The following is a 9,546-nucleotide window of genomic DNA, read 5'->3' as shown; positions in this document are numbered from 1 at the left end:
GTGCCGCTCGCCGCGGCGGCCTGGACGGGAGCGGTGTGGGCCCCGTTCGGCCTCAGCCTCGGCCTCTCCGCGGAGTCGACGGCTCTCGTCGTTGCCCTCGTCGGCCTCGGGGTGCTGGCACTCGCCGCAGCCTGGTCGGCGTTCCGACCCGATCTCGGGAGGCATGGCGTCATGCTGCTCGCCGTGGCAGTGGTCTCCGCCTGGGGCGTCGGCTATGCCGCTGCGTCGGCCCGGATCGCCCACGACGCGGCCGGCCCCGTCGGTGCACTCCTCACAGAGGGAGGGGCCACGACCGCCGTCCTCGAGATCCTCGCCGAGCCACATCTGCAACGGCCCGCCGGGCAGCGCCCGAGCTGGCAAGATCCGGGCTGGCAGGGTCCCGGTGGCGAGGGCAGCGCGGAGAAGCGCTACGTGGCCAATGCCCGACTCCTCGAGGCCACACGCGACGGTCAGCGCTTTTCGGCCTCCGTGCGCGTCATCGTGACCGGCAGGGAGTCCCTCGCACGGGTCAAGGTCGGCGACGTCGTAGAGGCGCCCGCGAAGGTCAGGGCGGCGACGCCCGGTGACGAGCCGTTCGTTTCCCTCGTGGGGGCACCGCGGCAGGTTCGCTGGGCTGGCTCTGCTGCTGGCCCCGCCGAGGCCCGGGAGGCGTTGAGGCGGCACGCGGCGTGGCTCCCGACAGACGCTGCGGGACTTGTTCCAGCCCTAGCGACGGGCGATCGGAGCGCGCTCGAGCCGCGGCTCGAGGAGGATATGCGGGCCGCCGGACTCGGACATTTGACCGCCGTGAGTGGGGCTAAGTTACCTTTACCCCTTTACTTCCTCGGTCGGCCGATGCATGGTTGTTGTAGGTTCAACTGAACCGTTTCAAGCCGACAAGCCGAGGAGCCCGAAATGTCCGCTACGACGATCACCGATATCACCACCTTCGACCCCGCGACCGAGACCGTGCGCCGCGCCTGGAAGGTCCGCCGTGGCCAGACCATCGCCCGTATCGCCAAGATGAGCGGCGAGGCCGAGGCGAAGGAGTTCGAGGCCATGATCAAGAAGACGCCCGACCGCATGGTCCCGTGGGTGTCGAAGTCCGGCCTCACGGTCGTTGTCTTCACGAAGACCACCGCGGACGACTGGGCGTAGGGGCCATGGACTTCGAGTCGCGGTTCGGCCCGTCGTACGCCGATCAGGTTCTCCGGGAGATGTCCATCGCTGCCAACGGCATCGCCCGGCTGGTGTCCGAGGGGAACGAGGTCCCCCAGACGCTCGTGCAGCACTGGCGCTGGTGCCATGATGAGTGGACCAAGCTCCTGAGGGCGGGTGAGAACTGAGATGGGATTCTGGTTCTTCATCTGCGTGCTCGTGATCATCGTCTGCGGGATCATGGCGATTCTGGACTCGACCCGCCGATAGAACTGTGGCCCGGTCAGCGACCGGGCCACCAGTATGTCGTTCGTCAGCTACCCGTCACGCGCGCGATTGCGCTCTCGCGAACGACGCGCGTGCGTGATTCGCGTACATGTGCGCGCGAGGCGTCCTTCGTCTCGATGGGCCAAGTCCACACGGACTTGGTGGTCAGGTCGGCGTCGGCCGGAGCGCCGATTGCGGCCTTGAACTCTGCCTCTGCGTCCATTGTTCCTCCTAGAACGTATCGCCGCCGAGGCCTAGGTCCAGCTTGGGCCTCCCGTTGCCTCGGCTCTTGTTGCAGCCCAAGTGGGCGAGCCTCAGATTCGACGGCTCGTTGATCAGATGCGGGTGGGTGGACCTCGGCCTGACATGATCGACAGACGGCGCACTGCTGTCGTCGTGCGGAGCGGAGTAGTCGACGTCGTGGCCGCACAGCCAGCACGGCTGGACCCTGTACTTGCGATATTCGGCAAGCTGCCGAGTCGTCGCGTCAGTCTGTTTGGACAATCTGTGGCCTCCTGTATCTGTTTCGGAGAGATCGGAAAATTTTGGCTTGTCGGCCGCGCGATGTCGCGCGCCCGCCTTGCCTACCTGGCGGAGCGCGGCGACCCGCCACACGCCTAGCTATTCCGCCTACCCCTACCCCAAGTCCCCCAGCAAATCCGAGGCCGGGGGCGGGCCGTCGTTGGCGCTACTAAAAACAGCCCTCGTCCGGACAGGCTCGTCGTGGTCGCTCGCTAGCGCCGTAGCGCCGGTATCACGGACCACGACGAGCCCTCCGCTCGTCCACGGCTGGCCATGACTCCGGCCGTGGGCCACCGACGATGAGCACTGCCCCGTCCATCGTTGGCGAGGCGAGCGGTGCAGGATCTTGGGTTCACCGCACCGCTCGCCGGTCTCATGCGTCAGCTGCCGTTCGCGGTGAACGTGACGCCGATCTTGACGATGGCGGCAGGACGAACCACGGCAAGCGCGAGGCGCTCGTGTGCCTTGATCTGGACGAGTCCGTTCTGGAAGACAGGCGTTCCGGAGGTCGTCACGCCAGTTGTCGCGAGCTCTAGGGTCAGGCCTTCGCGAACATACGTGAGGCCTACCTTGTTCGCGTCCATCATGATCGCCGTACCCTGAGGGATGGTCGTGATGGTCTTGACCGGGACGCCCCATAGCGATTCCACCTCCGTAGTCGCCGGGTCGCCCAGAAGGTAGTGCCCGTATGCGTCCTTCGTGCGGCGGAGCGTGGACCAGTCCAGAGGATTCATGATGATGAGGGTCGGGTACGTGAAGACCGTGTTGTTGGCGCGCAGGTCGGCCATCGCCTCTTCGAACACGTCCAGCATGTAGGTCTCCTGCGCAGCGCCCGTCTGGCGGTTCCGCTGGAGGATGCCGGGGACATTGAGCAGGCCCTGAAGGTTCGGAGCCGAGCCATTGCCGAGGCATAGTTGGTAGTTCTCCTGGTCGATGACGATCCGGGTGAGCTCGTTGTTGATGTAGTCCGTGAACTGCGTGAAATCTTTCGCGAGCTCTTCCGTCAGGGTCGTGTGGACGCCGATCTTCTGAGCCGTCGCGACCATCGTGCTCGTCTTGAACGTGGCCTCCGGGTACGCACCACCCTGCGCAATCGCGCCAGCCGTGCCGGTGGTGTTGTCGGTCGGAACCGTCGTCGCGACGCCAGCAGAGCCCGTGTCGGTGTAGGTCAGCGTCGTGATGGGACCGGTCGAGTTGACGAGGATCGTCTCGTTCCCGGTCGTCGTGCCGCGCCGCAGGTTCCAGCCGATGACGCCGGCAGGGAACGCGCCGACGCTGAGAGCCTGCTGCTGGTTGAGCGTGAGCGTCGCCGTCACCTCGTTGGAGGCCGTGGTCTCGCCGGTAGCCGTGACGTACGTGGCGACCCAGAATTCGGCCCCGGCCGGGAACGTACCGCCCGCGGACGCCGCGCCGAGGGTCAGGACCGGCGCGGCGATCTGGTTCGACGCGATGACGGTGCGGTCGTGGCGGATGTACTCGACCGAGGGAGCCGACAGCGCGGTGCTCGCGAGCAGGTCGAGGATGCGGGTGGGCTCGTGGATCTTCGTGACCAGACCGCCGTACTCCGGAATGATCTGGCCGTCCGTGGTCGTGGACGACGCCGCGTCCTTGAGACCAAGCTCCATGCGGAAGTTCCCGCCGGACTTCAGGACCTCGAACGCTCGCCGCGCGTCCTCGACAGGAACGCTGAGCGACGGCACCGCGACGCCGATTCCCTTAGTCGAGGTATCCCCGAAGGCGGACGAGCCAAGCCCGGAGGGGCCGAGCCCGGACGAGCCGCCCCCGTAGGCGATGGACTTCGCCTTCTTGACTCCTTCAAGCTCGGCCGTGATCTGGTCGAGCCGCTGCTTCTTCTGCGCTCCGGTGAGCGACTTGTTCTCTGCGACGGCCTGCGCTTCCTTCGTGAGCGCAGCCATCTTTGTGTCGAACGTGGACATCGTGATTCCCCTTTGGGATCGGAAATTCGGAAATGGACGAGAGCCCGATCACGGCACATTGCGCCTCATGGCTCTTGAGCGTCTGTCTCGAATCTCCGGCTGCGGACTTCTCGGCAGCGGGGGAACTGATTCCGCGGCTCCGGATTTCTCGGGAGCGGTCGAATCAGGAGAGCGAATTGCTCTGCTTACGATATTCGGTTACGCGAGATAAGGTAGCTCGTTCTCAGTCGTTGGGAAATGGCGGGTAGCCCTCCGGAAGATCATTTCGCATTGGGCAGGTTCCGGGATGCACTTCTTCGGCCTTTGTCGGGTAGCCGTACTTGTCGTACTCGGTGACATGAGGATGGCAGCCGCAGACAATGCACGGCGTCGTGATTATGTCGGCCTTGAGGTCCGCGATGTACCGTTCGAGTACTTCGCGGTCGGAGGGTTCTTTGCGATTCATTTTGGGCTCCTCAGGGTAGGTTGTACGGGGCTATGGGTTATTGGCCGTCGCAGCCCCATTTGCGAGCTTTTGAACGGCCTTCTAGGATTCGCGGCCCGCGATTCCGACTGCGGTTCCGCAGATCTGGGCTCGTGCCTTCGGGTAGTCGCCAGCCGCGATATAGCGCCACGCGGTGACGAGGGACCACCCGCCAGCCGAGGCCAGGTCTTCCGCGAAGCGCATGAGGAAGTGCCAGCGGTAGTAGTCCGGGAGACGTGCGGCTCGGGCCTCGTCCTGCTCGAAGCGACGGAGAAGCACGTCGCAGACCTCTTCCAGCTTCTCTTCGCTGTATCGCGCGGCCATCAGACGCGCCCTCGCTTCACCAGATCGTGGATCGACTTGCCGATGTGGCGGCGATTCTGGGAGGCGAGTAACCTCGCGAGGGCCTGCGCCCTGCGCTTCTTGTAGCCTTGGTCGTGCTTCTGCTTCGACGCCATCAGACGTACTCCGTATCTTCGGTGGGCATGAGGAGGTACTGGCCTTCGAATCGGTCGGCGCAGTGGGAGAATCGGTGGCCGAAGTCGGTCGCGTCGAGGGGATTGCCGTGAGTGTGGATCCTGAGGCAGTACGGGCACCGTACGCGGAGCGACCAGAATTCCCCGCGGAGATTCTGGGACAGCGCGATGGAGATGATCAGGGCGATTGGGATGGGGCGGGTGGGCATCAGATCAGCTCCTCAAGCAGGAGGCGGACGCAGAACTCGCACTTCTCGTCCACCACGCCTTGGTCCGAATGCAGGCGAAGGTGCCGCATCTGCTCGGGGTCGGTGACGAACATTGCCCCTCCCATATGCTGTTCCCACGTGGAGGTGGCCAAGTGGACGAGCTCGTGGGCGCCGACACATCCGGCGAAGCACGTCTTGATGCCAGCAAGGTAGTTCTGGGCCTCGGCCTCGGTCTCGAATAGGTTGACCCTGAGCTTCCGGCACCTATTGAGCACGGCGTATTCGCCGTCGCCGTGGTGGTATGCGGCGCGGGGGTAGAGGCACTTAGCAAATGTCCGAACGGACCGGTGGCGAGTGCCGCAGACATGGAGGTGATAGACCTTCATTGGTTCCCTTTCGTGATGAAAATACGCGTGTATACGGAGTCCCCGCTAGTTTCTCGTGGGGACTTTTATAGCGAACTAAGCGGGACCTCCGTATACGGGCGTATACCTGACCATCCCCGGGTGAGAATCTGGCTGATCTTCTTGGACTTCTTATCGAGTCCCCTGATCCTCCCGAGCGCGTCGCCAAGCGCCTTCGCGCTGATTTGCTCCTCTTCGTTCTCGTATGCCCACATGCTGAATGCGGCACGAAGGTCTGCGGACGAAGTCCAGTAGCGCGGGTCGAGTTCGCAGGCTTCGGCCACGAACCGGCTGACTGGGTCGTTATCGGCGCGGTAGCTGTCTCCCGCCGCGAGGACCGCCGCGGATTCGGCTAGGCCAATCTCCAGATACTGGCCGAGGCCACGTACCGCCCATGCGAGAATTGCCTCCTTCTCCAGGGCGAGGCGGTCGTCCAGCGTCTTGTCCTCGCGCCCTCGGAAGCTGACCGGAAACGGGACGATGCGCACGCGCGCCCATACCGCCTCGCTGTCGGCGTCGATCCCCGGAAGGTCGTTCGTGTGCATGAAGATGGTGTGGCTCGGAACGAACTCCACGAAGTCCTTGCCCATCCTCCGCGCCTTGATGACGTCGCCGCCCGTGAGGCTCTTGAGCAGCGCCTCGTTCATCTTGGCGCCCTTCGGAAGCTCGCCCATCTCGGCCCAGCGCACGCCCCGGAGGTCGAGTATCGCGGTGTTCTCGCTAGCGGAGCGCTTCTCCCCGAGACCGCGCCGCCCGAGCAGCAGCATGTCGTTTGTCGCCGTCGCCGCGTAGTCCCCGAGCGCCCCCGCGATAGCCCGAGTGAACACACCCTTGCCGTTGCGGGTGTTGCCGATGCCGATAGCGATCACGTGCTCCAGCGCCTTGCCGACGAGGGCCATGCCGACGTAGCGCTGCAGAAACGCGCGTACCTCGGGGTCGGGCAGCGACGACTCCAGAAACGCCTCCCACGCCTCGCTGCGGGTGTCGTAGTCGAACGACGCGCCCGTCATCTTCGTGATCCTGTCGGCGGGGTTGTGCGGGTAGACCGAGCCGTCGTGGAGGTCGATGGTGCCGCTCGGGGTGTTGAGGAGCCACGGGTCCGTGTCGGTCTCCAGAGCGAAGAGGTGACGGTCCTTCGACGCGATCGAGAGCACGCCCTTGCCGCCACTGTCCGTCATGCACGCCTTGACGTCCTGAAGGAGGCCAGTAGTGTCGCCGAACGCCTCGTTGTGCGACTCCGCCAGGATCATCTGCATCATGGCGTCGGTCTTGACGTTCCCGTGATCGGGAGCCCAGCGCTTCCCGTCCCAGTGATGCCAGCCGATTCCGTGGACGTAGATCAGCTTCCCCTTCGCGTACTGCGCAAACCGTGAGGCTATGCGGCGATGGGAACGCAGGCCGAAGTCGGTCCAGCCGCCGTTTCCGACCAGATCCTCCTCGGGGCATCCCCGGTGGTAGGTGTCGGACCACGAGAGCCCGAACAGCCGGAGTGCCTCGTCCTCGTCGCGGCGGCTGCGGCAGAACAGCAGTGTCTTATCGGTCTCCGGGTCCCACGTGACAAGGAGGGAAGGCTCCTCGTCGCCGCGTGCGTGCCCAGTCCCGGGACAGGAGATGAGCCAGTTGAGCCGGAACTTGCTGTCGGTACCCGATGGTCGAATTTCGCGCCCCAGCTTCTCGGCAGCGTCGAGCACCGCGTCGATAGTGCGCGTGTCGAGTTGCTTTTCAGCCGCAGAACTGAGAGCTACACTATCGGTGTTCCTTGAAGGTAGGTGGGTCCCGGGCTTGGTTCCCCCGGGACCTCCTGCCGTCATCGGTCACCGCCCCAGAGCAGCGCGGAAATGCGCGCGGCCTGTTCCGGCGTGAGCGGCGGGGCTTCGGCGACGATCTTGCGGACATACTCTTCGAGCTTGATCGCTCGGAGGTCGCGCCGTAGCTCCTGAATCTCGGGGGTGTCGCCCTTGCCGCGCGAGTACGCAACGGCGACGGTCGCCTGAATGGAGCGAGCCGTAGGGTTCTTGGAAGGCATTCGCAGACCCGTCTGTGGGAAGAGTCCCTATGGCTCGTGGGCCTACGGTCTACGGTCTGCTATGTCCGGTGAATCAGGGCTTCGTCCCCACCGGCAGGGGCACTAGGAACTATAGCTTCGAGATTCGGCGGTGACTAGGCTCCTACGCGCCACTGAATTTCGATGCTCTCGGGGGCCCACCGAACACCCTTCGCGCGCGCGGGCATGATGCGCACAACCATGAGCTCTCGGATGATCGCACGGCGCTCCAGAAGCGGCAGGGAGTCCCAGCGCGCAGCCGTAGCGGCGGGGTCGGCTATCGTGAGCCGGGCAGGACTTCTCAGCGACTCCAGACGATCCTCCGCGGCCGCAATCCGCTCCAGTACGGTACCTTCGACCCGGGCGAGGCCCGCCGCGCTCAGAGAGCCGTCTGCGGCCTGTTCGTACAGCGCTTCCAGCCGTGCGCGAAGCTCCTTGAGGTCCTGCACTGCGGCCGACACGTCGGGCTGGTCCATAGCCTGGGCATTGATCGCCTCCAGCGCGTCCGGGCGCGAGAGGAAGCCTCGCACAACCTCGCTGACGAACTCGTCTGTCAGATCCTGACGCCGCGACACGCAGTGCTTGTCCTTGCAGATGTAGCTCGCGTACTTGCCACGGTTGACGAGTCGCTGGGTCTTTCCGCCGCAGACCCCGCATATCGCGACCCCCGAGAGCAGGTGCACGGGCTCTGCGCCATGAAACTTCGCGCGTCCCTTCGCGTTGAGGAAGCCCTGAACGGACTCCCACTTCTCGGGATCGATCAGCGGCTCCCAGTCGGCGTCTCCGATGACCTTCCCCCGGAACACGCGCTGGCCTGCGTACGTGGGGGAGCGGAGCAGGCGATGGATTCGGTGCCCGTCGAAGGTCTCCAGTCCGCGCGCCCGAAGGTCTTTCGAGATTGAGTACAGCGACTCACCCGTGAGAATGCGATCCGCGAGCTCCCGGATGACGGGAGCCTCGTCCGGGTGCGGAATCTGACGGATGAACGCGCCGCTTGTGGGGTCGTACTCGCGTGTGTAGCCGTAGGGGAGCCGTCCGTGGGGCTTGCCGGCTGTGGCCTGCGCGCGAACGGTGCGCTGGATCCGCTTGGAGGTCTCGCCCGACTCGCGCTCGGCCACGAGCATGTCCAGCCCTGTGCTGAACGCGTCGTCGGTGCGGTCGAAGTCGTACACGCGCCCGTTGTATGCGTAGCGGACACCCGCCGCGCGGCACGCATCGCGGACCTTCGCGTAGACGCCGAGGTCGCGGGTCGCGCGGCTCGCCTCCCAGATCACGAGTACGTCGAACGTCCCCCGGGCGACGTCGGCCATGAGCCGCTCGAATCCCGGTCGCTCCTTGCTCGTGTAGCGCGACGCCGACCGGTCGTTGTCGCTGTAGACCGCGCTGACGGTCCAGTGTTCGCGCTCGCACATAGCGCGGCACTCGGCCTCCTGCTCAGCGACGGAGCGCCCGCCGCGAGTACGGTCCTGACTCACCCGGGTGTAGATAGCAGCCTTCATTACCCAAGTATAGGGCTAAAGGTGGTTAACCGGCGCGAACTTCGCGATCGTGCTCGGATGCGCCGCCATCGTTCTGCGGTTCGCGCGGTGTCCTCGATGGGGCGTGGTCGCTGGCTGCGCGCTCACGCTCGTCGCCTTTGTGTGCGTCGTCGGTCTCGAGCCGAGCGTGCTCCGCGCCGCTGCGATGGGCACGGTGGCGCTGCTCGCGCTCGCGACGGGCAGGGCCGGCGCGAGCTGTTCGGCCCTGTGTGCAGCGGTCGTCGTCATTCTCCTGGCCGACCCCACGCTCGCCCTGAGTCTCGGCTTCCTGCTTTCCGTGCTCGCCACTCTGGGGATCGCCTCTGTGGCGCCCCGCCTGGCCGCGGCGCTCGGGGCGTACCTCCCGGAGTGGCTCTCGCTCGCCATCGCGGTTCCGCTCTCGGCCCAGCTCCTGTGCGGCCCCGCCCTCGTGCTGGTGCAGCCGCAGTTTCAGACGTGGTCGCTCCCGGCGAACATCGTCGCGGCGCCGCTCGTTCCGATCATCACCGTCGCGTCGACCGTCGCCCTCGCGACGGGGTCGGTCGCGCCTCCCGTGGCCTGGCTCGCCCT

Annotated in this window: 15 protein-coding genes; 4 read left to right on the top strand and 11 right to left on the bottom strand. The window is 65.6% G+C overall.

The window, feature by feature from the left end; translation table 11 throughout:
* The 3 genes from ACLN58_RS12800 to ACLN58_RS12790 form a co-directional block, all read left to right on the top strand.
* A partial coding sequence (locus tag ACLN58_RS12800) for a ComEC/Rec2 family competence protein (RefSeq protein ID WP_415855646.1) occupies positions 1-861 on the top strand: 861 nt, incomplete at its 5' end.
* A gap of 33 nt (positions 862-894) precedes the next feature.
* Positions 895-1,137 (top strand): hypothetical protein, encoded by a 243-nt coding sequence (locus tag ACLN58_RS12795; RefSeq protein ID WP_415855645.1) that lies wholly within the window; start codon positions 895-897, stop codon positions 1,135-1,137.
* A gap of 5 nt (positions 1,138-1,142) precedes the next feature.
* Entirely contained in the window at positions 1,143-1,325 is a 183-nt protein-coding gene (locus ACLN58_RS12790; RefSeq protein WP_415855644.1) for a hypothetical protein, read from the top strand.
* 125 nt (positions 1,326-1,450) lie between these two features.
* Here ACLN58_RS12790 and ACLN58_RS12785 read toward each other — a convergent pair whose 3' ends face one another.
* The 11 genes from ACLN58_RS12785 to ACLN58_RS12735 form a co-directional block, all read right to left on the bottom strand.
* The gene (locus ACLN58_RS12785; protein ID WP_415855643.1) at positions 1,451-1,627 is read right to left on the bottom strand and encodes a hypothetical protein; all 177 of its coding nucleotides are present in this window, start codon (positions 1,625-1,627) and stop codon (positions 1,451-1,453) included.
* Between the two features lie 8 nt (positions 1,628-1,635).
* A complete protein-coding gene (locus tag ACLN58_RS12780; RefSeq protein WP_415855642.1) occupies positions 1,636-1,908 on the bottom strand; it encodes an HNH endonuclease in 273 nt (90 codons plus the stop codon).
* Between the two features lie 398 nt (positions 1,909-2,306).
* The gene (locus ACLN58_RS12775) at positions 2,307-3,863 is read right to left on the bottom strand and encodes a phage major capsid protein (protein WP_415855641.1); all 1,557 of its coding nucleotides are present in this window, start codon (positions 3,861-3,863) and stop codon (positions 2,307-2,309) included.
* 223 nt (positions 3,864-4,086) lie between these two features.
* Positions 4,087-4,308, bottom strand: a complete 222-nt coding sequence (locus ACLN58_RS12770) for a hypothetical protein (RefSeq protein WP_415855640.1) — start codon at positions 4,306-4,308, stop codon at positions 4,087-4,089.
* 81 nt (positions 4,309-4,389) lie between these two features.
* Positions 4,390-4,650 carry a hypothetical protein gene (locus ACLN58_RS12765; RefSeq protein WP_415855639.1) on the bottom strand — a complete coding sequence of 87 codons (261 nt, stop codon included), beginning with the start codon at positions 4,648-4,650 and terminating at the stop codon, positions 4,390-4,392.
* Entirely contained in the window at positions 4,650-4,784 is a 135-nt protein-coding gene (locus tag ACLN58_RS12760) for a hypothetical protein (protein WP_415855638.1), read from the bottom strand. The genes ACLN58_RS12765 and ACLN58_RS12760 overlap by 1 nt, the downstream gene beginning before the upstream one ends.
* Positions 4,784-5,011: a hypothetical protein gene (locus ACLN58_RS12755; protein ID WP_415855637.1), complete on the bottom strand. Its 228-nt coding sequence runs from the start codon at positions 5,009-5,011 to the stop codon at positions 4,784-4,786. The genes ACLN58_RS12760 and ACLN58_RS12755 overlap by 1 nt, the downstream gene beginning before the upstream one ends.
* Positions 5,011-5,397 carry a hypothetical protein gene (locus ACLN58_RS12750; protein WP_415855636.1) on the bottom strand — a complete coding sequence of 129 codons (387 nt, stop codon included), beginning with the start codon at positions 5,395-5,397 and terminating at the stop codon, positions 5,011-5,013. The genes ACLN58_RS12755 and ACLN58_RS12750 overlap by 1 nt, the downstream gene beginning before the upstream one ends.
* Positions 5,398-5,462: 65 nt before the next feature.
* Positions 5,463-7,106 (bottom strand): DNA primase family protein, encoded by a 1,644-nt coding sequence (locus tag ACLN58_RS12745; protein WP_415855635.1) that lies wholly within the window; start codon positions 7,104-7,106, stop codon positions 5,463-5,465.
* A 116-nt stretch (positions 7,107-7,222) separates the two neighbouring features.
* Positions 7,223-7,441: a hypothetical protein gene (locus tag ACLN58_RS12740; protein WP_415855634.1), complete on the bottom strand. Its 219-nt coding sequence runs from the start codon at positions 7,439-7,441 to the stop codon at positions 7,223-7,225.
* A gap of 134 nt (positions 7,442-7,575) precedes the next feature.
* Positions 7,576-8,958: a recombinase family protein gene (locus tag ACLN58_RS12735; protein ID WP_415855633.1), complete on the bottom strand. Its 1,383-nt coding sequence runs from the start codon at positions 8,956-8,958 to the stop codon at positions 7,576-7,578.
* Positions 8,959-9,007: 49 nt separating this feature from the next.
* On the opposite strand from ACLN58_RS12735, the gene ACLN58_RS12730 reads away from it, so the two are divergent.
* The coding region (locus ACLN58_RS12730; RefSeq protein WP_415855632.1) for a ComEC/Rec2 family competence protein at positions 9,008-9,546 on the top strand (539 nt) is incomplete at its 3' end.

Source organism: Sinomonas sp. G460-2 (assembly GCF_047759905.1).
GTDB lineage: Bacteria > Actinomycetota > Actinomycetes > Actinomycetales > Micrococcaceae > Sinomonas.
The sequence above is the reverse complement of the archived record's forward strand: the minus strand, read 5'-3'. Positions and strand labels throughout refer to the sequence as shown.

Bases quoted from the DNA above. Each gene is read 5' to 3' on its own strand.
- ACLN58_RS12740 (WP_415855634.1), bottom strand. From the start codon at position 7,441: ATGCCTTCCAAGAACCCTACGGCTCGCTCCATTCAGGCGACCGTCGCC.
- ACLN58_RS12735 (WP_415855633.1), bottom strand. From the start codon at position 8,958: ATGAAGGCTGCTATCTACACCCGGGTGAGTCAGGACCGTACTCGCGGC.
- ACLN58_RS12785 (WP_415855643.1), bottom strand. From the start codon at position 1,627: ATGGACGCAGAGGCAGAGTTCAAGGCCGCAATCGGCGCTCCGGCCGAC.
- ACLN58_RS12750 (WP_415855636.1), bottom strand. From the start codon at position 5,397: ATGAAGGTCTATCACCTCCATGTCTGCGGCACTCGCCACCGGTCCGTT.
- ACLN58_RS12760 (WP_415855638.1), bottom strand. From the start codon at position 4,784: ATGGCGTCGAAGCAGAAGCACGACCAAGGCTACAAGAAGCGCAGGGCG.
- ACLN58_RS12770 (WP_415855640.1), bottom strand. From the start codon at position 4,308: ATGAATCGCAAAGAACCCTCCGACCGCGAAGTACTCGAACGGTACATC.
- ACLN58_RS12790 (WP_415855644.1), top strand. From the start codon at position 1,143: ATGGACTTCGAGTCGCGGTTCGGCCCGTCGTACGCCGATCAGGTTCTC.
- ACLN58_RS12795 (WP_415855645.1), top strand. From the start codon at position 895: ATGTCCGCTACGACGATCACCGATATCACCACCTTCGACCCCGCGACC.
- ACLN58_RS12765 (WP_415855639.1), bottom strand. From the start codon at position 4,650: ATGGCCGCGCGATACAGCGAAGAGAAGCTGGAAGAGGTCTGCGACGTG.
- ACLN58_RS12775 (WP_415855641.1), bottom strand. From the start codon at position 3,863: ATGTCCACGTTCGACACAAAGATGGCTGCGCTCACGAAGGAAGCGCAG.
- ACLN58_RS12755 (WP_415855637.1), bottom strand. From the start codon at position 5,011: ATGCCCACCCGCCCCATCCCAATCGCCCTGATCATCTCCATCGCGCTG.